This is a genomic window from Mesorhizobium sp. ZC-5 (assembly GCF_025753855.1).
In the GTDB taxonomy this organism is placed as follows: domain Bacteria; phylum Pseudomonadota; class Alphaproteobacteria; order Rhizobiales; family Rhizobiaceae; genus Neomesorhizobium.
On sequence record NZ_JAOWPT010000002.1, the window covers coordinates 1,018,889 to 1,045,478 of the forward strand.

Annotated in this window: 21 protein-coding genes; 17 read left to right on the forward strand and 4 right to left on the reverse strand. The window is 61.7% G+C overall.

Going from position 1 to position 26,590, the window contains the following annotated elements; translation table 11 throughout:
- Positions 1-10: 10 nt before the first annotated feature.
- The 4 genes from OHD58_RS08340 (at position 11) to OHD58_RS08355 (ending at position 5,603) form a co-directional block, all read left to right on the forward strand.
- A complete protein-coding gene (locus OHD58_RS08340; protein ID WP_263802644.1) occupies positions 11-541 on the forward strand; it encodes a tripartite tricarboxylate transporter TctB family protein in 531 nt (176 codons plus the stop codon).
- A 40-nt stretch (positions 542-581) separates the two neighbouring features.
- Positions 582-2,108, forward strand: a complete 1,527-nt coding sequence (locus tag OHD58_RS08345; protein WP_263802646.1) for a tripartite tricarboxylate transporter permease — start codon at positions 582-584, stop codon at positions 2,106-2,108.
- Positions 2,109-2,456: 348 nt separating this feature from the next.
- Entirely contained in the window at positions 2,457-4,583 is a 2,127-nt protein-coding gene (locus OHD58_RS08350) for an acetate--CoA ligase family protein (protein WP_263802648.1), read from the forward strand.
- Positions 4,584-4,868: 285 nt separating this feature from the next.
- Complete coding sequence (locus OHD58_RS08355) at positions 4,869-5,603, forward strand: GntR family transcriptional regulator (RefSeq protein WP_263802758.1); 735 nt, start codon at positions 4,869-4,871, stop codon at positions 5,601-5,603.
- Between the two features lie 117 nt (positions 5,604-5,720).
- Here the strand turns inward: OHD58_RS08355 and OHD58_RS08360 are convergent, their stop codons facing one another.
- Positions 5,721-6,509, reverse strand: coding sequence for a GntR family transcriptional regulator (locus OHD58_RS08360; RefSeq protein WP_263802649.1), 789 nt, complete (start codon positions 6,507-6,509; stop codon positions 5,721-5,723).
- A 228-nt stretch (positions 6,510-6,737) separates the two neighbouring features.
- Between OHD58_RS08360 and OHD58_RS08365 the strand changes: the two genes are divergently transcribed.
- From OHD58_RS08365 to OHD58_RS08390, 6 genes are read left to right on the forward strand one after another with little or no spacing between them, the layout of a single operon-like run.
- Entirely contained in the window at positions 6,738-8,249 is a 1,512-nt protein-coding gene (locus tag OHD58_RS08365) for an ABC transporter substrate-binding protein (RefSeq protein ID WP_263802650.1), read from the forward strand.
- A gap of 12 nt (positions 8,250-8,261) precedes the next feature.
- Positions 8,262-9,206, forward strand: a complete 945-nt coding sequence (locus OHD58_RS08370; protein ID WP_263802651.1) for an ABC transporter permease — start codon at positions 8,262-8,264, stop codon at positions 9,204-9,206.
- Positions 9,203-11,128: a dipeptide/oligopeptide/nickel ABC transporter permease/ATP-binding protein gene (locus tag OHD58_RS08375; protein WP_263802652.1), complete on the forward strand. Its 1,926-nt coding sequence runs from the start codon at positions 9,203-9,205 to the stop codon at positions 11,126-11,128. Before OHD58_RS08370 ends, OHD58_RS08375 begins: the two co-directional genes overlap by 4 nt.
- The gene (locus tag OHD58_RS08380) at positions 11,125-12,144 is read left to right on the forward strand and encodes an ABC transporter ATP-binding protein (RefSeq protein ID WP_263802653.1); all 1,020 of its coding nucleotides are present in this window, start codon (positions 11,125-11,127) and stop codon (positions 12,142-12,144) included. The genes OHD58_RS08375 and OHD58_RS08380 overlap by 4 nt, the downstream gene beginning before the upstream one ends.
- Positions 12,141-13,100: an alpha/beta hydrolase family protein gene (locus OHD58_RS08385; RefSeq protein WP_263802655.1), complete on the forward strand. Its 960-nt coding sequence runs from the start codon at positions 12,141-12,143 to the stop codon at positions 13,098-13,100. The genes OHD58_RS08380 and OHD58_RS08385 overlap by 4 nt, the downstream gene beginning before the upstream one ends.
- A gap of 10 nt (positions 13,101-13,110) precedes the next feature.
- On the forward strand, positions 13,111-14,313 hold the full coding sequence (locus tag OHD58_RS08390; RefSeq protein ID WP_263802656.1) for a CaiB/BaiF CoA transferase family protein: 1,203 nt from the start codon (positions 13,111-13,113) through the stop codon (positions 14,311-14,313).
- Positions 14,314-14,371: 58 nt separating this feature from the next.
- On the opposite strand, the gene OHD58_RS08395 is transcribed toward OHD58_RS08390, so the two are convergent.
- The 3 genes from OHD58_RS08395 to OHD58_RS08405 form a co-directional block, all read right to left on the reverse strand.
- On the reverse strand, positions 14,372-15,877 hold the full coding sequence (locus tag OHD58_RS08395; protein WP_263802657.1) for a tripartite tricarboxylate transporter permease: 1,506 nt from the start codon (positions 15,875-15,877) through the stop codon (positions 14,372-14,374).
- 4 nt (positions 15,878-15,881) lie between these two features.
- Entirely contained in the window at positions 15,882-16,331 is a 450-nt protein-coding gene (locus tag OHD58_RS08400; RefSeq protein ID WP_263802658.1) for a tripartite tricarboxylate transporter TctB family protein, read from the reverse strand.
- A 91-nt stretch (positions 16,332-16,422) separates the two neighbouring features.
- Positions 16,423-17,400 (reverse strand): Bug family tripartite tricarboxylate transporter substrate binding protein, encoded by a 978-nt coding sequence (locus tag OHD58_RS08405; protein ID WP_263802659.1) that lies wholly within the window; start codon positions 17,398-17,400, stop codon positions 16,423-16,425.
- A 250-nt stretch (positions 17,401-17,650) separates the two neighbouring features.
- Between OHD58_RS08405 and OHD58_RS08410 the strand changes: the two genes are divergently transcribed.
- The 7 genes from OHD58_RS08410 to OHD58_RS08440 all read left to right on the forward strand — a co-directional run bounded on the left by OHD58_RS08410 (position 17,651) and on the right by OHD58_RS08440 (position 26,587).
- The gene (locus OHD58_RS08410) at positions 17,651-18,751 is read left to right on the forward strand and encodes a LacI family DNA-binding transcriptional regulator (protein ID WP_263802661.1); all 1,101 of its coding nucleotides are present in this window, start codon (positions 17,651-17,653) and stop codon (positions 18,749-18,751) included.
- A 76-nt stretch (positions 18,752-18,827) separates the two neighbouring features.
- Positions 18,828-20,972 (forward strand): acetate--CoA ligase family protein, encoded by a 2,145-nt coding sequence (locus OHD58_RS08415; protein ID WP_263802662.1) that lies wholly within the window; start codon positions 18,828-18,830, stop codon positions 20,970-20,972.
- 30 nt (positions 20,973-21,002) lie between these two features.
- On the forward strand, positions 21,003-22,145 hold the full coding sequence (locus tag OHD58_RS08420; protein WP_263802663.1) for a thiolase family protein: 1,143 nt from the start codon (positions 21,003-21,005) through the stop codon (positions 22,143-22,145).
- Entirely contained in the window at positions 22,138-22,572 is a 435-nt protein-coding gene (locus OHD58_RS08425) for a Zn-ribbon domain-containing OB-fold protein (RefSeq protein ID WP_263802664.1), read from the forward strand. The genes OHD58_RS08420 and OHD58_RS08425 overlap by 8 nt, the downstream gene beginning before the upstream one ends.
- Positions 22,573-22,602: 30 nt before the next feature.
- The gene (locus OHD58_RS08430) at positions 22,603-23,382 is read left to right on the forward strand and encodes an enoyl-CoA hydratase-related protein (RefSeq protein ID WP_263802666.1); all 780 of its coding nucleotides are present in this window, start codon (positions 22,603-22,605) and stop codon (positions 23,380-23,382) included.
- A gap of 616 nt (positions 23,383-23,998) precedes the next feature.
- A complete protein-coding gene (locus tag OHD58_RS08435) occupies positions 23,999-25,558 on the forward strand; it encodes an ABC transporter substrate-binding protein (protein WP_263802667.1) in 1,560 nt (519 codons plus the stop codon).
- Positions 25,559-25,618: 60 nt separating this feature from the next.
- Entirely contained in the window at positions 25,619-26,587 is a 969-nt protein-coding gene (locus OHD58_RS08440; RefSeq protein ID WP_263802668.1) for an ABC transporter permease, read from the forward strand.
- Positions 26,588-26,590: the final 3 nt, after the last annotated feature.

Here is a 26,590-nt window from a genome sequence, read left to right on the forward strand (position 1 = left end):
CGAGATCATCATGGCACCCGAACATGATGTGATGCCTGAGGCTGTGCCTGGCGAAGACCAGTCCACCGTCACCACCAGGGTCATGGAATTAGTGGTTGCGGCCGTCCTCATGGTGCTTGCCGGCGTCGTTATGCTCGACAGCGTGCGCGTCGGCATCGGCTGGGCGTTCGACGGTCCGGAGGCAGGCTATTTCCCCTTCTATATCGGTCTCATCATGTTCCTGGCGAGCGCGGTGACATTCGGGGTCAACCTGATAGGGCGCAATGCCGATACGTCCAATTTCGTGGAGCGTTCTGCCCTCCGGCTGGTGATCAAAGTTCTGGTGCCTACCGTTGTCTATGCAGGAGTGATGTATTTCCTCGGCATCTACGTCGCCTCCGCGATCTATATCTGTTTCTTCATGATGTGGCTGGGCAAGTATTCGATCCGCAAGGCCGCGCCCGTCGCGATCGTGATTCCCCTCATTCTCTTCTGGCTGTTCGAAATCGCGTTCCTGATCCCGCTACCCAAGGGACCGCTGGAAGCAGCGTTCGGTTACTGAGGTTCAAGACTCCTAGGCCAATTTCGAGGACGAAATCCCCATGGATGCACTGCTTTCGCTCATTCACGGCTTTGGCGTTCTCGCCGACCCTATGAATATCGTCTATATGTGCGTTGGCGTCGTGCTCGGCGTGCTGATCGGCGTGTTGCCGGGACTTGGCGGTGCAAACGGCATTGCCATCCTTCTGCCGCTCACCTTCTCGATGTCGCCCACCGCGGCGATCATCATGCTATCCTCGATCTACTGGGGCGCGCTGTTCGGTGGCGCGATCACCTCGGTCCTCTTCAACATTCCGGGGGAGCCGTGGTCGGTAGCCACCACCTTCGATGGACACCCCATGGCGCAGCAAGGCAAGGCCGACCAGGCGCTGACCGCCGCCTTTACCTCATCTTTCATCGGCGCGCTGCTTGCCGTTGCGGTCATCACCTTCCTCGCACCGGTGGTAGCGGGTTTCGCGCTGCGTTTCGGACCTGCCGAGTTCTTCGCCGTGCAACTTCTTACATTCTGCAGTTTCGTCGGCATGGGTCGCGAGTCGCCATTCAAGGTGCTGGCCGCCATGATGCTCGGGTTTGCGCTCGCGGCTGTGGGAATGGACTCGGTCACCGGACAACTGCGCATGACCTTCGGCACGGTCGAACTCATGCGCGGCTTCGACTTCCTGATTGCCGTCATCGGCCTCTTCGGCATCGGCGAGATACTGCTCACCATGGAGGAGGGGCTGTCGTTCCGGGGCAAGAGCACGAAGATCACGCTGCGCTCGGTGATGAATACCTGGGTTCGCTTGCCGCGCTTCTGGATCACCTATCTCCGTTCGGCGGCCGTGGGCTGTTGGCTTGGCATTACTCCGGGTGGCGCAACGCCGGCTTCGTTCATGAGCTACGGTCTCGCCCAACGCTTCTCGAAGAATCGCGCCGGCTTTGGCAAGGGCGAGATCGAGGGCGTGGTTGCGCCGGAAACGGCCGCACATGCGGCTGGCACAAGTGCGCTGCTGCCGATGCTGACGCTCGGCATCCCCGGCTCGCCCACGGCGGCGGTCATGCTCGGCGGTCTGCTTATCTGGGGTCTGCAGCCAGGCCCCATGCTCTTCATCGAGCAAAAGGACTTCGTATGGGGTCTCATCGCCTCGATGTATCTTTCCAATGTGGTCGGCTTCCTGATCGTCTTGACCACTGTGCCCCTCTGGGCGTCGATCCTGCGTATTCCCTTCTCGATCATCGCACCGATCATCATCGTGCTCTGCTGCATCGGCGCCTACACCGTCCACAACGCCTTCCTCGATGTCGTCATCATGCTGTTCTTCGGCGTCGTCGGCTACGTGTTCAAGAAGCTTCATTACCCGCTGGCTCCGCTGGTTTTAGCGCTCGTACTGGGTGACATGGCGGAAAGCTCGTTCCGGCAATCAATGCTTCTGTCGCAAGGGAACATTTCCATCTTCTGGTCCAACTGGCTCGTGGGCTCGATCTGCGCATTGGCGATGGTCATGCTCTTCTGGCCGCTGATCGCGTTCTTCATTGACAAGGCGCGCAACGGCAAGCTCGGAACGCATGGCGAGACGGGGAGAGTGTAACTGTGGAATTCGGCTCCTCGGCCTCCTGGGCAGATCGGCTGGAGATCTGGGCGTCGAGATCATGCCGCTCGCGGCGGCGTCGACCGGCGGCCGCGGAAATTGCATTAGCCGGACCGAAGCTCCGGTGGCGTAAGGGTGGTTGCGTCGGAAGCATTGTTCCGCTCTGAACTTGCCGCGAAAGGCGAAATTTCGGAAGGGTGATCGAGTACTCCTTTCCTTGGTTGACAACGATTGCCCTGGTATACAAAATGCCAATGCCGGCATAAGCGGGATCCGAAACAGAACCGCCCGGGGAGCCTATGCGAGACCGCTGCCATAGAAGGGCGCGTGACATTCATGGAGGAAGACATGCTGGACAGAACGGCCGCCCGCAACGTGCTGGACAAGGTGAAGGCGGAAGGACGCCAGGCGCTCACCGCGCCGGAAGGCAAGGTGCTCTGCGATGTCTATGGCATAAAGGTTCCGAAGGAAGGTGTCGCCGGCAACGCTGAAGAGGCAGCCAAGCTGGCCTCAGGCATGGGCTTTCCGGTGGTCATGAAGATCGTCTCTCCGGACATCCTTCACAAGACCGAGGCGGGCGGCGTCATTGTCGGCGTCAAATCGGCCGAGGATGCGCAGGCCGCCTACGAGAAGATCATTGCCAGCGCGAAGTCCTACAAGGCCGACGCCAACATCACCGGCGTGCAGGTCCAGCAGATGCTGACCGGCGGCCAGGAAGTCATCATCGGCGCCGTAACCGACGGTTCCTTCGGCAAGCTCGTCGCTTTCGGCCTGGGTGGCGTTCTCGTCGAAGTCCTGAAGGATGTGACCTTCCGCCTCGCCCCGGTCACGGAGGAGGAGGCGCTCTCGATGCTTGACGGCATCCAGGCGGCCGAGATGCTGAAGGGCGTGCGCGGCGGCGATCCGGTCGACCGCGCCGCGCTCGCCGATATGATCGTGCGCGTTTCGCAGCTTGTGAACGATTATCCGGAGATCTCCGAGCTCGATCTCAATCCGGTCTTCGCCACCAAGGATGGTGCGATCGCCGCGGATGTCCGCATCGTGGTCGACTACAACCAGCCCGCGCCGCGCCCGCGTCCAAGCCAGGAAGACATCGTCACCGCGATGAATCGCATCATGAAGCCGAAGGCCGTTGCCGTCATCGGCGCCTCCGCAGAGGACGGCAAGATCGGCAATTCCGTGATGAAGAACCTCATCAATGGCGGCTACAAGGGCGAAATTTATCCGATTCACCCGAAGGCCGACGAAATCCTCGGCTACAAGGCCTATCGCAGCGTCAAGGACGTGCCCGGCACAATCGACACGGCAATCTTCGCCATTCCGGCCAAGTTCGTCGCCGGCGCGCTCACTGAATGCGGCGAGAAAGGTATTCCAGGCGCGGTGCTGATCCCGTCCGGCTTTGCGGAAGCCGGCGCGCCGGAACTGCAGGAAGAGATCGTCAAGATCGGTCAGAAATACAACGTCCGCCTGATGGGGCCGAACATCTACGGCTTCTACTACACGCCCGCCAATCTGTGCGCCACCTTCTGCACGGCCTATGACGTGAAGGGGTCTGCAGCGCTCTCCTCGCAGTCGGGCGGCATCGGCATGGCCATCATCGGCTTCTCCCGTTCGGCAAAGATGGGCGTTTCGGCAATCGTCGGTCTCGGCAACAAGTCGGACATTGACGAGGACGACCTACTCGCCTTCTTCGAGCAGGACGACAACACCAGCATCATCGCCCAGCACTGCGAGGACCTGAAGGACGGTCGCGCCTTTGCTGAAGCGGCCAAGCGGGTGTCCAAGAAGAAGCCTGTCGTCGTCCTGAAGGCGGGTCGTACGTCGGCTGGCGCGAAGGCGGCGTCGTCCCATACCGGGGCGCTGGCGGGCAACGACAAGATCTATGAGGATGTCCTGAAGCAGTCCGGTGTCATCCGTGCCCGCTCGCTGCGGCAATTGCTCGAATTTGCACGCGGAATACCGGTGCTGCCGACTCCCAAGGGCGAGAATGTCGTCATCATTACCGGTGCGGGTGGGTCGGGCGTGCTGCTGTCGGATTCTTGCGTGGACAACGGGCTGAACCTGATGGCAATGCCGTCCGATCTCGATGCTGCTTTCCGCAAATTCATTCCGCCCTTTGGCGCAGCGGGCAACCCTGTGGACATCACCGGTGGTGAACCGCCGCAAACCTACAAAAACACCGTGAAGCTGGGACTTGAGGACGAGCGCATCCACGCCCTCATCCTTGGCTATTGGCACACGATCGTGACGCCGCCGATGGTTTTTGCGAAACTGATGGTCGAGGTGAAGGAAGAGATGGCAGCCAAGGGTATCGAAAAGCCGATGGTTGCCTCGCTCGCCGGTGACGTCGAGGTCGAGGAAGCCGCGGAATATCTTTACCAGCATGGCATCCCGGCCTATGCCTATTCGACGGAGCTTCCCGTCGAAGTGCTGGGCGCGAAATACAAATGGGCGCGAGGCGCAGGCCTCCTGTAACCCATAGGGTAACGAGGAGGCCCGAAGCGCGATTTGCTGAACGGTGAAGCGTTTCGGCTCCCTCCGTAAAACGCAAGAATGGAGCCCGGCCGGTCCACCATCAGCGGCCGGACTTGAGATATGTATCCGGAAGCTCGGGCGCTGCGTTTTCCGCGGATGTGAGTTCATGGACCCGGAACTCTTCCCGAACGGCAACGTTGGGCCAAAGAACTAGGGCGCTTACTGGAATTGGCCGGGAAGTTTTTGTATGGCATTGTTCATACCAACTACGGAAGGCAACTTGTTTTGAGCCCAAGAACCCAGGCACGCTGGCCGCAACCAAATGCGGAAACTCCTGAGCTTGTCTTGGAGCCGTTCGCAGCGGAGCCGAACTTCAAGACCCGTATCTACGAGACGCTGAAACACGCGATCACGAATATGGACATCTACGGGATATCCGAAGACACCTGGCTTGATGAACGCCAGCTTGCGGAGCGACTAGGCGTCAGCCGCACGCCGATCCGCGAGGCGATCGCCATGCTGGAACAGCAAGGGTTCGTGAAGTCGATCCCCCGGCGGGGCATCATCGTCTTGCGCAAGACAAAACGCGAAGTGATCGAGATGATCCAGGTCTGGGCGGCGCTGGAAGCGATGGCGGCACGGCTGATTTCGAGCAACGCGAGCCGTCGTGATATCGACGGCCTCAGGGCCATTTTCGACAAGTTCAATGACGGCCACAAGCCGGCGGATTATCTGGGCGAATATTCGGACGCCAACATCCAGTTCCACCAAGCCCTAATTCAGATGACCGGGTCGAAAATTCTGGCGGAAATGACCGAGAACATTCTGCTTCACGTCCGCGGGATCCGAAAAATCACGATAGGCCGTGACGATCGCGCCTCCCGGTCGATCAAAGATCATCTAGCGATTATTGATGCGCTGGAAAAGCGCGATACCGAAGCTGCCGAAAAGCTGTGCCGGGATCATACGCTCGGTCTGGCCGCCTATGTTGAAAAGCACAGCGAAGGCATTTGGACCTAGCATTACAGTTGCGGGGTCAGCGATTTGCGGCATAAGCGCGATGGTGTGACCGGCGTGCTGCCGAACTCCATCCGGGGCGACGGTGCTGCGCGCGAGCCACAACGCGGAGCGGCCGGATCAGGACTCGGGGAAGCCACCCAGTTCGAGCAGGCGGTTGCGGTCTTCGAGATCGATGTTGATGTCGAAGACGACGCCATCAGTGCGGTAGACCAACTGCGCCAAGCAGATGACCTCCTTATGCGTGTTCTGGAAGATGCGGCGGACCCGCACAACCGGGTCGTGCACGCGGATGCCCAACTCGGCAGCTTCCTGCGGCATGGACGATACCACGCGAAATGTTTGGCGGACGTTGGCGAGGCCGCTTTCCTTGGTGTCGTAGAGCAGGGTGCTGATGAGTTCGCTGGCCCAGAGCTTCTCGGGAATGAAATTATAAATGTCCGTCGCGACGAAATACTCGCCCACGGTGAACGGTGCGCCGTTGCGGGAAAAAATCCGCTTCATGTAGCGATAGCTGTCGAGCGGCCCACCATCCTCCGGCACGATGCGCAGTTCGCCTTGAGCCGGCCGCGAGGCGACGACCCGGAAACTGAGTTCGCCCCCGCGTTGCGACGGCGAGCGGGTGAGAAGGTAAGGCACCGTTCCCGTCGTCTCCGGTTTGGCGGTCACGAAAGTACCGCGCCCGCGTTCGGCGCTGATCAGTCCTTCCGTTTCAAGCCCGGCCAATGCATGCCTCACGGTCATCGGTGACACGCCGAAGGCTGCCACCAACTGCTTGAGCGTCGGGAGCCTGTCGCCGATGTTCCAGGTGTCGTCGGCGATCTGCCGGCGGATGATCGCCGCAAGCTGGACGTAATAGGGCGTCCCGTCTTCCCGAAGCGTCTGTTTCTGTTCGTCAGCAAGCGGCAATGGCAGGGCTTTCTCAAACGTCTCTTTGCTTTCGTTATTGCATTCCCTTGAGAGCATGCAATGGCCACGAACGCGTCCAAAATGGACAAAATTTGTTTGTGGTCATACCAGCATAGTGATAAAGTGCTATCATTAAATCACAATCGGGTCTATTCGATTGAGAGGGGGAGAGACCAGGTTACGGCGCGGTGAGTGATCGCGCTACAGATTCAGGCTGGGAGGGCCGAGATGACCAAGTGGACCGCAGGATCGGCATTTTTAGTTGCAATGGCGCTGGGGCTCGCCTCGGCGTCGGCGCAGGGGAGCGGTACGTTCAAGTATGCCGAGCAGGTAAAGCTCATCACCATGGACCCGCAGCAGCAGAGCGGCAGCGGCGTTCCCTATTTGCGGCCGGTCTACGAATCGCTGTTCGAGAGAGGTCCCGACGGCAAGCCCGTGCCGCTGCTGGCGGCCGGCTATGAGGTCGACGGGCTCAATGTCACGATCAAGCTGCGCCAGGGCGTAACCTTCAGCAATGGCGAGGCGTTCAACGCCGAGGTCGCAGCCGCCAACATCAACCGCGGCGTCAAGCTCGCCATCATCGAAGGCCTGAAGACCGTCGCCAGCGCCGAGGCCGTCGACGAGTTCACTCTCCGGATCAAGCTCAAGGAGCCTGACCCGGCCATCATCGACAGTCTTTGCCACACAGGCGGCATGATGCTTGCGCCGGCGGCGATCGCCGACCCCGCACTGGACCGCAATCCGATCGGCACCGGGCCCTACGTCTACGACAAGGCCGCGTCACGCGAAGGCGAAGTCCGCATCTACACGCCGAATCCGACCTACTGGGACAAGGATAAGATCGGGCTCGCCCGCTACGAGGTGTGGGAGCTTCCCGACGACACCGCCCGCCTGAACGCGCTGAAGACCGGCCAGATCGACGCCGGCAACTGGCTGGCAAACCCGCAGTCGGCGATCATCGACCGCACGCCTGGGCTGAAGCTCATCCGTGGCACCGGCGGCTTGAACTATCATGTGATCCTTTCCGATCGGGAAGGCACGGTCGTTCCCGCCTTTGCGGATCTCAATGTGCGCAAGGCGATGGCGCACGCCATCGATCGCGAAGCCTTCGGCAAGGCGGTCCAGTTCGGTCTCGCCGAGAAATCGTTCCAGCCTTATGGGAAGGATGACTGGGCCTATGATCCGGCGCTCGAGGGCATCTACGAGTTCAACCTCGACAAGGCCCGTGAACTGATGGCGCAGTCGAAGTTCCCCGACGGCTTCACCTTCGACATGCCGTCCATCCCGATCTACCAGTCGCGTCTGGAGGCGCTGGCCGGGTTCTTCAAGGAAATCGGCATCACCATGAACATCGTGCCGCAGGAGCCGGGCACGCTCGCCCGTATCAGCCGCACGACGAACTTCCCGGCCACCAACCTCGTCTGGGCGACCAATACCGATCCGAAGTTCCTGGCGCTCCGCTACATCTACGCGGATGCGGCCTATAATCCCTTCAAGGCAAAGCCAACCGAGGAATTGCTGGCACTTGCGCAGCAAGGGCTGGAGTCGGTGGATACGGAGGTGCGCGGTCCCATCTACAAGAAGATGGCGGCCCGGCTCGCAGAGGATGCGTTCCTGATCTTCGTTACCAACACACCGATCCTGATCGGCGTCAGCGAGAAGACCGCGAACAATCCGACCGTAGTCTATCGCTTCGGCGAGGACTCGATCAATCTGCGTGGCCTGAAGGCCAACGACTGATACCCGGTCCCCATGCTTCGGCTCATCTTCCAGCGGCTTCTCGCCCTGGTGCCTTTGCTGTTCATCGTTTCGGTGCTGACGTTCTCGTTCACGTCTCTGCTGCCGAGTGATCCTGTCGACCTCATCATCGGCGACACGGGCACGCAGGAGCAGTACGAAATTGTGCGCGAGCGGCTTGGCATGAACGAGCCTGTCGTCGTCCGCTATTTCCAATGGCTGGGCAGGGCGGTGCAGGGGGATCTCGGCACGTCCTTCTTCAACAGCGTGAGCGTCACGGGAGCCGTCATGCAGCGGCTGCCGGTCACGCTCTCGTTGACGGCCGTTTCGGCGCTCATCGCGATCGTCGTCGGCATCGCCGCCGGCATAGCGGCGGCACTGCGGCCCCGGTCCTGGGTCGACCGCTTCGCGACCCTGGGCGCCACCTTCGGCCAGGCCGTGCCAAACTTCTGGTTCGGACTGATCCTGGTCGCCTTTTTCGCGGTCAACCTGCGCTGGTTCCCGGCCACGGGCCTCACGCCGATTTCGGCGTCGCCGTGGGAATGGCTGCGCAGTGTCACCCTTCCGGCGGTGGCGCTCGGCCTTTCCGCCAGCGCAGCCATTGCCCGTCAGGTCCGTTCCGCCATGGTTGGCGTGCTCCAGCAGGACTATATCCGCGCGGCCCGCGCCCAGGGCCTTCCGGCGCGGCGCGTGCTCTTCAGGCATGCCCTGACCAACGCCATGGTGCCGGTGGTCGCGGTGCTCTCCTTCCAGATCACGGTGCTTCTCGGCGGTTCGCTGATCGTGGAACAGGTCTTCGCCATCAACGGGCTCGGCACGCTTGCGATCACGGCGGTCCGGCAGCAGGACATCCCCATGATCCAGGGCCTTGTGCTCGTCATGGTCGCGCTCGTCGTCATCGTTCAGCTTGCCACCGACGTCATGTATGGCCTGCTCAATCCAAAGGCACGACCCTCGTGACTGTTCAATCCGCCAAGGAATTCAAAACCGCGCGGCGTCCCCGCAGGCGGCTGAGCGCATCGCTCGTGATCACGGTCATTGCCACCTCCGTGCTGGTACTACTCGCCATCCTCGCCATTTTCGCGGACTGGATCGCGCCGTACGACCCTTTGAAGCAGAACCTGATCGAAGCCTTGCAGTCGCCGTCCGCCGCGCATTGGCTCGGCACCGACGATCTCGGCCGCGATGTGCTCTCCCGTCTGATCCACGGCTGCCGCATCGCCGTCATCGCCGCCGCCGAAGCGACTACAATCGCCGTACTGCTGGGCGTCCCGATTGGCCTGTTCATCGGCTATCGCGGGGGGTGGTGGGACTGGGTTGTCATGCGCACCGTCGAGGCGATTGTCTCTATCCCCGGCATCATGGTGGCGATCGTCATTATCGCCATACTTGGCGCGGGCCTGCACAAGGCGATGATCGCGCTGGGCATTCTGTACTCGACATCGTTCCTGCGCCTCGCGCGTGGCGTGGTTCTGGCTGAGCGCGAGGAAGTCTATGTGCGGTCGGCGCGTGTCATCGGCGCTTCCGACGGCCGTATCCTGCTGCGCCACATATTCCCCAACATCGCGCCGCCGTTGATCGTGCAGGTCACGCTGACGGTGGGCGCGGTGCTGTTGTCGGAGGCCGGGCTCAGCTTCATCGGCCTCGGCGTCCAGCCGCCCGACGCGAGCTGGGGCACGATGCTCAACACGGCCGCGGCTTTCATGGACCTGAACTGGTTTCTGGCCATCCCGCCCGGCATTGCCATCATCGTCACCGTGCTGTCAGTCAATCTGCTGGGCGACGTCATTCGCGATGCGGTTGGACGCGGAATCGTGGTCGGGGTCAAGCCGCAAACACCCGCGGCACGTTTCGAGACCTTCGCTTCCGTCGCCGCGGACAGTCCATTGCCGCCGAGACGCGAGGACGAGGTGCTGCGTGTGGAAGGCCTGCAGGTGATGGTCTCCTCGCGCGAAGGGAACGAGGTTCCCATCATCACCGACCTGTCGCTCGCTATCGCGAAGGGTGAGACGCTTGGACTGGTAGGCGAATCGGGAAGCGGCAAGACCCTGACAGGGCTTGCGATCCTCGGCCTGATGGGTGCGGGGGTGCGCACGACGCATGGCTCCATCACGCTGAACGGCAGGGAACTCAGTTCTCTCACGGAGAAGCAGATGGAGAAGGTGCGCGGCAACGAGGTGGCCATGGTCTTCCAGGACCCGACGACAAGCCTCAATCCCGCCTTCACCGTGGGCAGCCAGATCGCCGAGGTTCTGCTGACCAAGAAAGGTGTTTCGAAAAAGGAGGCATGGGAGCGCGTGGTCGAACTGATCCATCGCGTCGGCATTCCCCGGCCGGAGGAGCGCGCACGCGCCTATCCGCACGAGCTTTCAGGCGGCATGGCCCAGCGTGTGGCCATCGCCCGCGCTTTGAGCTGCAACCCTTCGCTCCTGATTGCCGACGAGCCGACCACGGCGCTCGACGTGACCGTGCAGCAGGAGATTCTCGACCTCTTCCGCGACCTTCAGGAGGAGTTCGGCATGGCGATGCTGTTCGTCACGCACGATCTGGCCGTGGCTGCCGACGTCTGTGACCGGATCAGCGTCATGTATGCGGGCGAGATGGTGGAGATGGCGCCGGTCGATGCACTTTTTGCCAACCCGCGCCATCCCTACACGCGCGGCCTGCTGCGGGCGATGCCGCATGCGTCGGACCGCAATCCGCCGCTGCCGACCATTCGCGGCAACGTTCCCCGGCCAGGCTTCTGGCCGGCCGGATGCCGCTTCTCCAACCGTTGCGATTTCAGGATCGCGGCCTGCGATACGCGCGTCCCGCTCGTCGGAACCGACCGCCTCGCCCGCTGCGTCCGGGCCGGCGAACTCGCCATGGAAGTCGCGTCATGAGCGAAAACATCCTCCTTGAGATCAATGATCTGTGGGTCACCTATTGGAGGCGTTCGCTTCTCGGCCTGAAGGGCAAGCCGTTCCACGCGGTCAAGGGGGCGAACCTGTCGATCCGTCCGGGCGAAACGCTGGGTCTGGTGGGAGAGTCCGGCTCGGGCAAGTCGTCGATTGCCAACACCGTGCTCGGCTTGGTTCCGGCCACCAGCGGCTCGATCCGCTTCGGCGACGTCGAACTTACGTCGATGAGGACGCACTATCCCCCAGCGGTGCGAAACCAGATCCAGGCGGTCTTCCAGGATCCCTATTCCTCGCTCAACCCGTCGATGACCGTCGAGGACATCGTCACCGAGCCGCTTCGGGTGCACACCGGCATGAACCGGAGCGAGCGGCGGACGCGGGCGGTCGAACTCCTCGAACTGGTGTCGCTGTCCGAGGAGCACCTCGGCCGGCATCCGCATCAGTTCTCCGGCGGCCAGCGGCAACGCATCGCCATCGCCTCGGCGCTGGCGCTGGAGCCGAAGCTGATCGTGCTTGACGAGCCGGTGAGCGCGCTGGACGTATCGACCCAGAACCAGATCATCAACCTGCTCTACGAACGCCGTGACGCGCTCGGCATAGCCTATCTGCTGATCGCCCACGATCTCGCGCTGGTCCATCACATCTCGGATCGGATCGCGGTCATGTATCTGGGCCATATCGTTGAAGAAGGACCGTCGGACCGCGTCTACAAGGCGCCGGCCCACCCTTACACAAAGGCGTTGCTGGATGCGGTGCCGCTGCTCGATCCCGAGGCGCAACGCAGGCGGCGCGCCGCCCGCAAGTCCGCGCCTGCGATCGATGCGCCGCGCGTGTCGACCACCGGCTGTCCCTACCAGAACCGCTGCCCGAGCGTGATGCCGCGCTGCCAGGACGCGATGCCGCCCGCCTATCCCGTCAACGGCGGCGGCACGGCGAGCTGTTTCCTGTTCGATGGCGGCGCCGTCCGGCACGCACCTGCGATCGGGGAGACGGCATGAGATATCCTGCCTATCAGCCAGACATCGCAGCAACAGCCGTGGCCGAGGATGGCAATGTTCTGGCGGGCCATCCCTCCGTCGGCGCGCGAGCGCTCGTTTGCCGCTGGCCGCAGGACCGCGCACCGGAGGGGGTGGCGGTGTTCTGCCATGGCCTAGGCTCCAACGGTCGAGAATATGCCGCGCTGTCGGCGCACTGGGCCGCGCATGGCTATCTGGTGATACATCCGACTTTCCGCGATGCGATCGGCATCGTCGCGCGGGAGGAGCGCCAGCTCGGGCTTGATCCAGACGCCGACCTGTCGGCGTGGACCGGCCTGCCGGCGATCCGGGCTCGCCTGCACGAAATACTCCACTCGCCGGAACGGTGGCTGGAGCGCGTGGCGGTCGTTCATGCAGTGATGGACGCGCTTCCGGCGATATTCGATGCCACGTGCGGCAGGCCGAAGGGAACGATCCCTAGCGCCATCGCGGGCCATTCATTCGGCGCCTACACGGCACAGCTTCTCGCCGGCGCCGAAATCGACATGCCCGATGATCCGGCCCGCCAGTTTGGCGACGAACGGTTCAAGGCGGCGGTGCTGCTCAGCGCCCAGGGGCGCGACCAGCAGGGTCTTAGCGACGGCTCGTGGGACGCGATGACTGGTCCGGCGCTGACCGTGACCGGCACCCTTGACCGGGGCGCCAAGGGTGGCGACTGGCATTGGAAGTCGGAGCCCTTCGAGTTGGCGCCTGTGGGCGGAAAATATCTCGCGGTGCTTGAAGACGGCGACCACTATCTCGGCGGCTTCACCGACTGCGATGCGCAGCGGCACGTGCCTGTCCAACAGCAGGCGGTGAAGCAAATCACGCTCGCCTTCCTCGACGCCCATCTGCGCGACCGCAAGGCGGCGCGCGACTGGCTCGGGTCGATCGACAATGAAGTCGGCGATTGCCGCCTCCTGTTCAAACGCAAGTAGGACCAGCCTGATGTTCCAACCTCTCGCCGGCATTCGTGTCATCGACCTCACACAGGTGCTTGCCGGTCCGTACGCCGCCTATCAGCTTGGTCTCATGGGTGCGGAGGTGCTCAAGATCGAAACGCCCGGCACAGGCGACTGGTCGCGCACGAACGGCGTGTTGCCCGAGCTGAATGCCGAAGGCATGGGGCTGGCCTACCTGACCCAGAACGCCAACAAGAAATCGGTCACGCTGAACCTCAAGTCCGAAGAAGGTCTCGCCATCATGAAGCGCCTGATCAAAGGCGCGGACGTCTTCATCGAGAATTTCCGACCCGGCGCGGTCGCCAGGCTCGGCCTGCCCTTCGAGGTGGTGCACGAGATCAACTCCCGGATCGTCTATTGCTCGATCTCTGCATTCGGGCAGGATGGAGAACTGAGCCATCGTCCCGCCTACGACCATGTCATCCAGGGCATGAGTGGCATCATGAAGACCACCGGCACGCTCGACACGGGTCCGCAGAAGGTCGGAGCGCCTTACGTCGACTACGCCACCGGCCTCAATGCAGCCTTTGCCATCGTCTCCGCCCTGCACGAGACGAAGCGAACCGGCAAAGCCGTCCATCTCGACGTGGCGATGCTGGACACCTCGATGTTGCTGATGGCGTCGCTCGTCACCAGCCATTTGACCGGTGGCTGGTCGCCGCAACCTTCCGGCAACGAGGCCTGGAGCCAGAGCCCGTCGTCCGGCGCCTTCGAGACCAAGGACGGGTTGCTAATGGTGGCCGCCAACAATGACAAACAATTCCGGGCGCTCTGCGTCGGGCTGGGGCGAGCCGATATCCTGGAAGATGAGCGATGGAGCAATCCGGGATCGCGCCGTGAGAACGCTGGCGCACTTAGGACGGAGCTCGTGAGTATCTTCCGCTCCGGCAGCGCGCTGAAATGGGAAGAGACACTCGACGCCGCCGGCGTTCCCGCCGCGAAGGTGCGATCGCTGGACGAGACGCTGGCGGAGAGCCACGCGCGCACCCGCGCTTTCACCCAGACCTTGCAATGGGGCCGTGAGCCGCGCGATATCCACCTGCCGACGCTGGGCTTCAAGGTTGATCGCGAGGTGATCGCGCCGGGTATCGCTCCGCCGGAACTCGGGGCTGATACCCATGCCGTTCTGACGGAGCTTGGCTACAGCGAAGAGGATCTCTGCCGTCTGACTGCTGAGGCCATCATCTAATCTTCGCCGCCGGCGACGCGCCAGTAAGGCTGGATCCGTTTGCGCTTTATGGCCTCTATCAGGCCTCCTCGCCGAAGGCCGCTCGGCGGCCACGACGGATCTGCGGCAATAGAACGACCAGACACATCACAGCCGCAATGGATAGCATCGCGATCGAGAGTGGGCTCTGGTAAAAGATGGCCAGATCGCCATTCGACAGGAGAAGCGCCCGACGAAAGTGTTCCTCCATCAACGGCCCCAGGATGAAGCCAAGTAGCAGTGGCGCCGCTTCGGCGCGCATGCGCCAGAACAGGCAACCTACCAGCGTGAATCCGGCGGCGAAGTATATCGGCAGCACACGGTTCTCTATGCTGTAGAGGCCGACACAGCATACCGCGAGTATGATCGGGTAGAGTATCCAGTAGTTTACGCGGATCAGCCGGACCCATAACGGAATGAGCGGCAGGTTCAGCACCACCAGCATCGCGTTGCCGATCCACATCGACGCGATCAGGCCCCAGAAGATTTCCGGGTTCGAGACCATGACGTAAGGTCCGGGTGCGATATTGTGCACCATCAGCGCACCGATCATCAGGGCCATCACACCGTTGCTGGGAATGCCCAGGGTCAGCATCGGGATGAAGGAGGTTTGGGCCCCGGCATTGTTCGCGGCCTCAGGTCCGGCAAGCCCCGCCACGGCGCCATGTCCGAATTCCTCGGGTCGCCTCGACACGCGCTTTTCGATTGCGTAGGCCGCGAAGGACGAGATCATGGCGCCACCGCCGGGCAGCAGGCCAAGCACCGATCCGACCGCCGTGCCCCTCACCACTGGAAGTGCGGCCTCCTTGAACTCCTTTCCGGTCATCCAGAGATTGCCGAATGATGGTGCGGTCACCTCGCGGGCCTGGTCATTGCGGATGTTGGCCACGATATCGGTGAATGCGAAAAGGCCCATGGCCACCGCAACGAATTCGATTCCTTCGGTCAGGGCGAAGGAGCCGAAGGTGAAGCGGTAAGTTCCGCTGTTCACGTCGCCGCCGACAAGACCGAGAATCAGCCCGGTCAGGACCATTGCCACGCCTTTGATGAACGAACCGTGGGCAAGCAGCGTCGCCGCGGTCAGCCCCAGTACCATCATGGCGAAATACTCGACCGGTCCAAACAGGAAGGCCACCTCCGCCAGCACTGGCGAGAACGCCGCAATCAGCACCGTGGCGACTGTGCCGGCAAAAAATGATCCCAACGCCGCTATGGCGAGGGCGGAACCGGCGCGTCCCTTACGCGCCATCTGGTGCCCGTCGAGGCAGGACACGACCGCCGACGATTCGCCCGGCAGATTGACGAGGATGGCGGTGGTCGAGCCGCCATATTGCGCGCCATAGTAGATCCCGGAGATCATGATCAGGCCGGAGACCGGCTCCAGCGAATAGGTAAGGGGCAGCAGCATGGCAATCGTGGCCAGCGGGCCGAGGCCAGGCAGGATGCCGATGGCGGTTCCGACCAGCACGCCGATGAAGCAGAAAGTCAGATTGGTGAGCGAGAGCGCCGCTTCGAAACCGACGTCAAGATTGTGCAGGAATTCCATCTGGTCAGACCGCGATCATCGGCACCGCGATGCCGAGGAAATGGACGAAGACCACGTAGCAGAAGGCGAGCAACCCCGCGCTCAGCACAGCCGCCCGCTTCCAGGTAAAATGCTCGGACGCCCACAGCGCAACGACAACCTGCGCCGGGATGGCCGCAACGAGACCCACCGACAGCAGGAGGAACGCGAACACCAGAAGCGATGCCGTGATCAGGATCGCCGGCCCTAGCGGCAGGCTCTTGGCCTTTTCACCACTTCCCAGCAAGCCTTTGGTCAGGATCACCAGCCCGAGGATTGCCAATATGATTCCCAGGATCAGCGGGAACATTCCGGGGCCCATCTCGGCAATTGTGCCTAGCCGGTACTGCAGCGACAGCCCCGCTGTAAGCCCTCCGAATAGTGTGAAAAATAAACCGGCCTCGACATCAGCCTGCTTGTCCAGTTTGAAAATCACCTTACCGACCTCACCTCGCATCCACTGGAATAGCCTGCACAAGCCGGCATCGAATGCGCAAGTCGCTCGATGCCGGTCTACTATCGGAAACTCACTCAGGCTTCAGTCCGATGCTCTCGATGATGGTCTTGCTGGTCGCCATCTCCTTTGCCAGGTAGTCCTTTGCTTCGGCCGATGTGCTTGCGATTGCCTCGATGTTCTGGCCAGCAAGCCTGTCCTTGACCTCCTGCTCCGCAAAGATTTCCGTGAGTGCGCTGTTGAGCTTGTCTGTGACCGCGGCCGGCGTGCCTTCGGGGCCGATGAGTGCCAGCCAGTTCTGATATTCGAACCCCGGAATGGTCGCGGCAATCGGCGGGATCTTCTCGGTTCCCATCGGCTCGGTGCCGGTGTGGGCGAAGAACTTCATCTTTCCGGCCTCGACGAACGGACGTACGGTCTCGTAACCGGAAAACACCATGTCGACGAACCCGCCCGCCACATTGTTCAGGCTTTCTCCGGCTCCTTTGAACGGAATTTCGCGGATCTGGATACCAGCGCTCTTGTTGAGGAGGCCAAGCGCGAGCTGGGCACCAGCGCCACGCCCCGAGGTGCCGGCGGTCAGCTTGCCTGGATTGGCCTTGGCATATTCAACAAGTTCCTTCACGTCCTTGAACGGCAGGTCGCTGCGAACACCCAGCACGAAGGGATAAGCGGTCAGAATCGAAACCGGGGTCAAGGCCTCCGTTTGATAAGGCAGATTGGCATAGAGGAAGGGGTTGTTGGCGATGGCTCCGGTCACGACCAGCAGCGTCTGGCCGTCAGGCGCGGAATTCGCGAGCAATGCCGTGCCTATGACGGAGTTGCTGCCCGGATGGTTCTCTTTGATGATCGGCTGGCCAAGCTTCTGCGCCAGCTTGTCCGAGAAGACTGCGGCGACAGCATCCGTCCCGCCCCCCGGAGCATATGGAATGATGAACTTGATCGGTTTCGTCGGATAGTCCGCGCTCTGCGCAATGGCGGTTCCGATCGACACGGCAGAAGCCACGACCAGGGTCGCGGCCAGCGTCAAGGTGCGGATAATCTGTCCCATTCACTCCTCCCAGCTTATGGACGTGCGTTATTTCTGCGGGCCAAGCGGCAAGGCCACACGCCGATGGCGTGATGGATGCCGCCGCAGCCTCCCTCATGCTCATCACGGCATCGCAACGAGCAGCCAGGAGACACTAGCGAACTGAGACAACGTTGTCTATGCTATTTCGGTACGCTATGTTACGTCATACTGCGGAACGGCGCAGGCCATTTCGGCCGGAACGGCCTACGCCCACAGCATGGATAATAAATTGAGCAAAGCGACGGAAGAGAAAGACACGAAGAACGCCACGCTGGTCGACGTGGCAAAGACAGCGGGGGTTTCCGTCAGTACGGCTGCACGCGTCCTGCGCAATTCCGGCTATCCAGTCGATCAGAAGCTCAAGGAGAGAGTCAATGCGGCGGCGAAAGCCGTTGGCTACGTACCCAACCTGGTGGCGAGGCGGCTGCGCGGCGGCAAACAAGGCGTGGTCGGCCTCGTCATCGGCGACATGCTCGACTCGCATTACGGCATCATCGCGGAAAGCGTGACGAAACGGGCGGAAACCGCACACTCCACCTTTGCCATCGTCTGCAACATGCAGCGCGACCCGCTGCTCGAAATCAAATATCTGCGTAAGCTGCTCGAGTATCGGGTGGACGGCATCATACTCGCCGGCGGCGGCTTCGACCAATGGACGCATCGCGACGCATTGGCCGAGACCGTGGACGAACTGAACCGGGCAGGCACGATTGTCGCGTCCCTTATGCCCAGGAACATCGAAGTGCCTGTTTTCTCAGCAGATAATGAGGCGATCGGGATAACCAAGGCGAATTTCATCGTACAGAACGGACACACCAAGATCGGCATCCTGCTTGGCCCGGCGCGCAACGACATGACCAAGCAGCGAATGCAGGCGATGACAAGCCACCTGTCGGGCTACATGGTGGACTACGCGATTGCCAACATCGATTCGACCCCGGAGGCCGGGGCGCTCGGGGCCGCCGAAATGTTGGCCCGCAATCCGGATTTCAGTGCGTTGATCTGCGGATCCGATGCAATCGCCTTCGGAGCGATAAGCTACCTTCGCGGCGAAGGGATCGATATCCCGGGCCGGATCTCCGTCATGGGACTGGGCAACACGCGGCTTGCCACACTGTGTACGCCGGCGCTGACGACGGTCGAAATGAACTTCGATCGCGCAGGCAGCGCAGCCCTGGATTTCATTACGTCCCACGACGCCTCGGCCGTCAGCATGCCGGGAGAAGTCATCTCTCATTCGTTGGTCGTCCGTGATTCCTTCGCCCGGCTCAACGGCCCGGCGGAGCCGGGCGCTGAAGATACCCAGCACGTGGGCGTCACGATTTCCTGAATTCTTGACAGTCCCGAATTCCCGGGCTAATTGACAAGACAACGTTGTCTATATCGGTATTCCATCGGAAATGTCTTTGAAATCCTCCCTTGCGGACGCACCTGCGGCGAACGATACGCTGTCTTCTCCGAAGTCGATCGCGGTCGCGGGAGCCTCCGATATCGAAGGAGGCAACTACTACGGCGCTCGGGTGCTGGCCAATCTCGTCGAAGGTGGAACAAGGGCGACGATCTATCCGATCAATCCAAGATTGGCAGGTTCCAGGCTATACGATCTGCCGGTCTATGCATCTCTTTCCGATCTGCCTTCGCCACCGGACATGGTGTTCGTGGTGATACCCATCAAATTCGTCATCCCCACACTGGAAGAAGCTGCTGAATTGGGTGTGGCCACGAGTGTCGTGGTGACGGCCGAAGGCGGCAGCGAACGCGAGCGGGGCAGGTTTCGCGACCGGATTTCCGAAATCGGTCGAACATCCGGGATGAGGGTCATCGGGCCGAATTCGATGGGGCTCATGAATGGCACGCTCAGTCTGAACGGGAGCTTCGCGTCGGGCACGATCGGCGGGCGTGTTCCACCCGGCAACATCGCATGCCTCTCCCAGAGCGGCGCGACACTCTCTGCCATGTTGCAGTGGTTCGGCGACTCCAAGGTCGGCTTCTCGTGGCTGATCAGCACCGGCGATGAGAGCGCGACGGGAATCGAGCAGCTCATGCAGGCGATGGTCGACGATGCGGAAGTCCGATCGATCATGCTGTTCCTGGAAGGGATCGGTGATGGTGCCGCCTTCCGTCGGGCGGCGCTGGCGGCCAGGATGGCGGGCAAACCTGTGACGATGCTGCAGGTCGGCAAGTCCGAAAAGGGGCGCGAGGCCGTCAAATCTCACACCGGGCGCGTGGCCGGAACACGCGAAGTCTTCGCCGCGATTGCACACGAGACCGGCATCATCGAAACCGAGAGTTTTGTCGAATTTTTCGGAACAGCGCGGACGATGGCGCAGCGCCCCCGGCGACCGGGCGCCCTGCCCCGCAACCGGCGGGCCGCGGTTGTGTCGGTTTCCGGCGGCGCCGCCTCGCTCAGCGCCGATCAGATCTATTCGCTCGGCTGGGAGTTGCCCGAGTTCTCGCCATCAATGGTCGCGGCTATCGCCGATGCCACGGGACAGGCAGGCGTCCGCAATCCCGCCGATATCGGCGGTACCTGGCGAAACCCGGAGAAGATGACGCACGCGATCCGCGCGATCGCCAAGGACGACGGCATCGACACGATCTTCCTTTCGATGGGTGCCGGAGGCGTCTTCGCGGAAGGCGTCGCGCAGGCAATCGTGAAAGCCGCCAAGGCAATCACGCAAGATGTGTTCGTGGCCTGGGTGGGCATGTCGGATATTGTCAGGAAAATCTTCGACGACGCCGACATTCCGGCATTCGCCGACTTTCCGCTGGCGGTGCGCGCCGCCGAAGCCTGCGCGACATTCAGTGAGAGCCAGGCGGACCTGACGGAGGCAGCGGTGCTGCTGCAGGTCTTGTCCGAGATGCCGACGCAGCCGCCGGCGGCGCCAATAGCCGAACCATCGATCTGGACCGTAGCCGAAGCGCTTGGCGACCTGCGCAAGGCCGGCCTGCCCTGTGCAGCTTTCGATGTCGTGGACGAGCTTGATCCAAAAGAGGTCGCTGCGCGCGCCGCGAAGATCGGCTTTCCGGTCGCGCTGAAGCTTAGTTCGCCCGATTTGAATCACAAGTCCGACGACGGCGGCGTGGCCATCCGTCTGGCCGACGGGCCAGCCGTCGAGGCTGCTGTCGAGACATTCAAGGCGATCGCCTCGCGCAAGAGGCTGACCGACACTTCCGCTCTGGTCCAGAAGATGGAACATGGCGTCGAGCTCCTTGTCGGGATCAAGCGCGACCCGTCCTTCGGTCTGGTCTTAGTTGTCGGACTTGGCGGCACGCTCGCCGAGTTACACAGCGAGGTCGCCGCGACGGTCTTGCCGACCACGCCCTTCATGCTGCGCAACCTCTTGTCGCGAAACAGCCGGCTGAACATGCTTCTCGATGGCTATCGGGGCCAGCCCGCCGCAGACCGCGAAGCGCTGGTATCGTTCCTTGCGGATTTCGCCCGCTGGGCGCTCGGCAAGGGCGAGGCACTGCAGGAGGTCGATCTGAACCCCGTCATGGTATCCGGCGGGAAGATATCGATCGTCGACGCACGGGCCATATGGAACTGAAAGCAAGCAAGGACACGGGGAGAACAGCCAGTGCTCGGCGGAAAGTATCAAGCCTGCATTACAGGGGTCGGCAACACCGAATATCGCAAGAAGATAGACCGTCCTGCCGAAGTGCTGGCGATCGAGGCAGCGCTGGCAGCGGCCGCAGATGCCGGGATCGATCCCAGGCAGATCGATGGGATAATTCCCTATCCGGGTCATATCGGTGATGACGTCATCCAGGCCGAGCTTGGCTTAAATCCGCGTTTTCGCGTTACCATCGACATGGGCGGTTGCGGCGCGGTTTCGGCTCTCCGGGTCGCCTCGTTGGCGGTGCTGAGTGGAGCAGCCAATCACGTGCTGCTCTTCCGTGGCCTCAAGGGCAGTTCCGGTGTACGCAAGGCCGACCGTCCTTCCTTCCTGCCCGGACAGCCTTTCCGTCGCCACCTTGAATACGTGCACGGAATGAATACGCCGGCTCAGCGCTATGCGGTGTTGTGTCAGCGCTACAAGCACGAATACGGCCTCGACCGTCGCACCCTCGGCGAAATCGCGCTTGCAGCGCGCACCCACGCCAATCTCAACCCGAATGCCCAGATGCATGGGCGTGACCTGACGATGGAAGACTACCTCGCAGGCCGCATGATCGCCGATCCATACACGCTCTTTGATTGTTGCCTGGAAACCGATGGAGCCAGTGCCGTCATCGTCTCCGCCCGCAACGAGACGCGTGATGTCCGTATCCTTTCGGTTGCCGAAGCGCAGGGAATTTCCCCCGACGATACGTCCAACCGCGACCCTTTTCTGGACATCGGCCTTACGCAGGCAGCCGATCGCGTCTGGAACGATCTCGGCATGGGGCCTGACGATATGGACGCGGCGATGATCTACGACTGCTTTACCTTCGAGGTTTTGCATCAGATCGAGGAAGCGGGCTTCGCCAGGCATGGCGAGGCTGCCGCATTGATTGCCGATGGAGGCATCCGGCTGGGTGGAAAGCTGCCAATCAACACCCATGGCGGGATGTTGTCCGAGGCGCATCAGGCCGGCCTCAACCATGTCGTCGAGGCCGTCCGCCAATTGCGTGGGGAATGCGGCGCGCGCCAGGTCGAGAACGCCCGCCTCATCGCAGTGACCGGTTGGGGACAACTTGGTGACGGAAGCTTCGCCGTTCTGGGAGGACACAATGTTTGATCTCGACCAGATTCCGGTGCCGGACCTCAGCGATCCGAATTTCGTTCCGTTCTGGGAGGGAACCCGCGAACACAAGCTGAAGATCCAGAGATGCAGCGACTGTGGAACCTATCGTTGGCCGCCGCGCATCGCCTGTCGAAGCTGCCGGTCGACCAATGTCGAATGGGTGGCCGTCGAACCGCGGGGAACGCTTTACACCTACACGGTCGTTGGTCGCCCAACGGCGAAGGGGTTCTCTTCCGTGCCCTATGCCGTCGGCTTCGTTGCGCTCGACGAGGTGCCGCATGTGCGGATCATCGGCAATATCGTCGATATCGATCCGTCGGCGGTGAAAATCGGTATGGCGCTTGAGGGACGGTTCGTGACTGCCGGACCGGACGAGGAAATGACGCTCATTCACTGGTCACCGGCTGATAACGGCGCCTGACGGGTTCGATTGCCGAGGGAGAGGAAAGAGATGGACGGGTTGCTCTACAGCAAGGTCGAGGATCGGGGACGTATCCGGATCGTGACCATCAACCGGCCGGAAGTGGCAAACGCGCTCAACCGTGAAGCGAGCCACGAACTCGAAGCGGTGTGGAACGATTTTGCCGCCAACGACGATCTCTGGGTGGGCATTGTAACAGGCGAAGGCGACCGTGCCTTCTCGGCAGGGAACGACCTCAAGGCTCAGGCAGCCGGCAAGCGCGGCCCGCGTCCGCACACCGGCTTCGGCGGGCTGGCGATGCGCTGCGACTTGACCAAGCCGGTCATTGCCGCGGTGAACGGCCTGGCCCTCGGCGGAGGGTTCGAACTGGCACTGGCGTGCGACCTGATCATCGCCTCCGAAAACGCCTATTTCGGTCTGCCGGAAGGCAAGGTCGGCATGATGGCCGCCGGTGGCGGCGTACAGCGCCTGCCTCGCGTCATTCCCCAGAAGGAGGCGCTCGGCATTATCCTGACCGGCCGCCGCGTGACGGCGGAGGAGGGACGCAGGCTCGGCTTTGTCAACGAGGTGGTTCCGACATCGAAGGCGCTCGACGCGGCTCTGGCCTGGGCGAACCAAATTCTCGAACTGGCTCCGGTAGCAGTCCGCGCTGCCAAGGAGGCGGTCTATGCTTCCTTGGACAAGCCAACACTCGAAGACGCCATCAGGGCGACCTATCCGATCCATTCGACCCTGAGCAGCACCGAAGACTTCATAGAGGGTCCAAGAGCCTTTGCCGAAAAGCGCAAGCCAGTCTGGAAGAACCGCTAGCGTAGTCAGCGGCACCCACAATGCCGGTTGAACCGCACCGGGAGCCGCAGGTCATGCAAAGCTCGATCGCCAGATCCGAATACCGCGCCTGATCGCCCGGCGTCAGGCCGCATGGCGCTGACCTAAATCGGCTACGCCTACCTCAAACCAGATCGTCAGACCTCCACGACGGCGAAGAGCCTCGTTGTACTCCGCCGAGCTCGTCACCCGGTAGCACCGTTGGGAGACACATGGCGGCGTGCGTCATGAACTTGTGCGTCATTCGGGGCAATCCTGTCCGGCGTCCCCGCAACCTCAGTACTTCGTCTGAAGGGCTTTGATCAGGTTTGATAGCGAGCCTAGCTTTCGCCCGGCGCTAGTCCCGTGAGGCTGAGCTTTCAACGCTTGTCAGCAAAAATCTCAAATATTGTCGACAATATCGTTGACATTGAGGTGACGACTTCTGTAGCTTCTGGAATGTAGGTGCCAGTCGACAAAGCTTCGAAGTGTGGACCGCGCCGATGCAGACGACGCCGTTGATTGATGATGCGGCGAACGAATCGGCAGTCTTCGGACCGCCGTGCTTCAGGAAGATCCCCGCAAAGGGGACACTGCGTACCAAAATGGGAGAACTTACATGCTCAGAAAGCTGACCCTTGCGGTCGTCATGTCGGCAGGCCTGTCGATGCCCGCCCTTGCGGAGACCCTCAAATGGGGTTCTTCGCGCGACATCTATTCGCTCGACCCGTATTCCTATGGGGACAGCTACACACTGTCCTTCCTCAACCACGTCTATGAAGGCCTCGTCCGCTACGACGCCAATCTGAAGATCGAGCCGGCGCTGGCGACGTCCTGGGAAACGGTATCCGACACGATTTGGCGGTTCCATTTGCGCGAGGGCGTAAAGTTCCACAACGGCGCGGACTTCACCGCGGATGACGTGATCGCCTCGCTTACCCGTGTCAGCGATCCGGTTTCTCCGCTGCGCGGCAACCTTCCGGCCTACAAGGCCGCGAAGAAGGTCGATGATTACACCATCGACATCGAGTTGGTCGGTCCCTATCCGCTGCTGCTCAACGACCTGACGAACATTCACATCTTCGACCTGACCTGGCTGACTGACAACAATTCGCTGAAGCCGACCGACGTCGGCGCCAAGATCGAGGGCTATGCGACCTACAACGCCAACGGCACCGGGCCGTTCACGGTGGAAAGCCGCGTCCCCGACACCAAGACGGTGCTGGTCAAGAACCCCGGTTGGTGGGATGCATCGAAATCCAACATAGACCGCATCGAGTTCACGCCGATCACCTCGGCGGCGACGCGTGTCGCAGCACTTCTGTCCGGCGAGATCAACTTTACCGAGAATGCGCCGTCCCAGGACTTGCCGCGGCTCGCCGCGGTGCCTGAACTCAAGGTGATGCAACGCACCGACCTGCGAACGGTCATGATCGGATTCAACCGCAAGCCGAAGCTGGCGTCTGGCGCCGACAACAAGTTCAACGACCTGCGTGTGCGTCAGGCTGTGGCACATGCGCTGGATCGCGATCTCATCCAGCAGCGCGTCATGCGCGGAAAGTCGAGGACGGCAGGCGCGATCATCGCACCTGAGATCCCAGGCTACACGGAGGCGCTGGATGCCGTGCTTCCCTACGATCCGGAACTGCCCAAGAAGCTGCTCGCGGAAGCCGGCGCCAGCGATCTGCCCTTCACGCTCGTCTGCACCAACGATGCCTATGTGAGCGAGGAGGAGCTGTGCCAGGGCTTGGTCAACATGCTGAGCCGCGCCGGCTTCAAGCCGCAGTTGGATATCGCGCCGTCCGCTGCGCAGGCGCCCAAGCGCACCGGCGGCCTTGCCGACGTCTACCTGATCGGCTGGGCGAATGAGCCGATGCTCGACAGCTACTCGATCCTCCTCCAGATGATAAAGACCAAGACCGACAAGGCCGGCGTCTTCAACTGGGGCGGCTGGAGCTATCCGGAGATCGATAAGCTGATCGAAGAGGCGTCGACCGAGATGGACAGAACGAAGCGTCTCGAATTGCAGACCAAGGCGCTAGAGATGGCGAAAGATGATATCATCATGTTGCCGTTGCACCAGCAGCCGATGGCCTGGGTGATGAGCGACAAGATCGATGGAATCGCGCAGCTCGCCGACAACAAGGTGCGGCACTGGCTGACCCATTTCGCGCAGTAAACACCTCCGTGGAGCAAGCGCGGCAAGCGCTCCGGCTCCATTCATCCTGCAGGGGTTCACATGCTGGTCTTCACTATAAGCCGCATCGCCAACGCCATCATGGTCATGCTCGCCGTGGCCATGCTCGCGTTCCTGATCTTCCGCCTTGCGGGAGATCCGGTCGAACTGATGGCCAATGAACAGATGACACAGGAGGATCGCGACAATTTGCGCGAGCGGCTCGGCCTCAATGACAGCACCGCGACGCAGTTCGTGCGGTTTGTCGCCAGTGCCGCGCAGGGCGATTTCGGCATCTCCTACCGGAATGGCCAGGACGTGCTGACGCTGATTGGCGAGCGCTTCCCGGCAACACTGGAACTGGTGCTCGTAGCCACGCTGATCTCATTGATATTCGGCATACCGTTGGGCGTGCTCACGGCGATCAAACGCGGCAAGTGGTACACGGAGTCGCTGCAATTCCTGTCTATTGTTGGAGTCTCGCTGCCGAGCTTCGTGGTCGGCATCCTGCTCATCCTGGTATTCTCAGTCATCCTGGGTTGGCTGCCAGCCTTTGGTCGCGGTGAGGTCGTCCAGATCGGCTGGTGGTCGACAGGCCTGTTGACGCCATCCGGCCGCGCAGCCCTGCTTCTGCCTGCCGTGGCGCTTTCGCTCTATCAGATCACCCTCATCATGCGCCTCGTTCGCGCCGAGATGCTGGAAGTGCTGCGCTCCGACTATGTGAAGTTCGCGCGTGCAAGAGGCATACCGCGCTGGCGCATCTATTTCCGTCACGCGCTGAGAAACTGCTTGATGCCGGTGGTGACGATGACAGCGATGAATGTCGGCTCGCTGATCGCCTTCGCCCTCATCACCGAGACCGTCTTCCAGTGGCCAGGCATGGGCATGCTGTTCATCCAGGCGGTCACCTTCCTGGATATCCCGGTGATGGCGGCGTACCTCTGCATCATCTCCTTCATTTTCGTCGCGCTGAACACGCTGGTCGATATCACCTACGCGGTGATCGATCCGCGCCTGCGCAACGCGCACTGACCA

Excerpts from the sequence above, each read along its gene's own strand:
- OHD58_RS08340 (WP_263802644.1), top strand. The coding sequence starts at position 11 with ATGGCACCCGAACATGATGTGATGCCTGAGGCTGTGCCTGGCGAAGAC.
- OHD58_RS08345 (WP_263802646.1), top strand. The coding sequence starts at position 582 with ATGGATGCACTGCTTTCGCTCATTCACGGCTTTGGCGTTCTCGCCGAC.
- OHD58_RS08350 (WP_263802648.1), top strand. The coding sequence starts at position 2,457 with ATGCTGGACAGAACGGCCGCCCGCAACGTGCTGGACAAGGTGAAGGCG.
- OHD58_RS08365 (WP_263802650.1), top strand. The coding sequence starts at position 6,738 with ATGACCAAGTGGACCGCAGGATCGGCATTTTTAGTTGCAATGGCGCTG.
- OHD58_RS08370 (WP_263802651.1), top strand. The coding sequence starts at position 8,262 with ATGCTTCGGCTCATCTTCCAGCGGCTTCTCGCCCTGGTGCCTTTGCTG.
- OHD58_RS08380 (WP_263802653.1), top strand. The coding sequence starts at position 11,125 with ATGAGCGAAAACATCCTCCTTGAGATCAATGATCTGTGGGTCACCTAT.
- OHD58_RS08385 (WP_263802655.1), top strand. The coding sequence starts at position 12,141 with ATGAGATATCCTGCCTATCAGCCAGACATCGCAGCAACAGCCGTGGCC.
- OHD58_RS08390 (WP_263802656.1), top strand. The coding sequence starts at position 13,111 with ATGTTCCAACCTCTCGCCGGCATTCGTGTCATCGACCTCACACAGGTG.
- OHD58_RS08395 (WP_263802657.1), bottom strand. The coding sequence starts at position 15,877 with ATGGAATTCCTGCACAATCTTGACGTCGGTTTCGAAGCGGCGCTCTCG.
- OHD58_RS08405 (WP_263802659.1), bottom strand. The coding sequence starts at position 17,400 with ATGGGACAGATTATCCGCACCTTGACGCTGGCCGCGACCCTGGTCGTG.
- OHD58_RS08425 (WP_263802664.1), top strand. The coding sequence starts at position 22,138 with ATGTTTGATCTCGACCAGATTCCGGTGCCGGACCTCAGCGATCCGAAT.
- OHD58_RS08430 (WP_263802666.1), top strand. The coding sequence starts at position 22,603 with ATGGACGGGTTGCTCTACAGCAAGGTCGAGGATCGGGGACGTATCCGG.
- OHD58_RS08435 (WP_263802667.1), top strand. The coding sequence starts at position 23,999 with ATGCTCAGAAAGCTGACCCTTGCGGTCGTCATGTCGGCAGGCCTGTCG.
- OHD58_RS08440 (WP_263802668.1), top strand. The coding sequence starts at position 25,619 with ATGCTGGTCTTCACTATAAGCCGCATCGCCAACGCCATCATGGTCATG.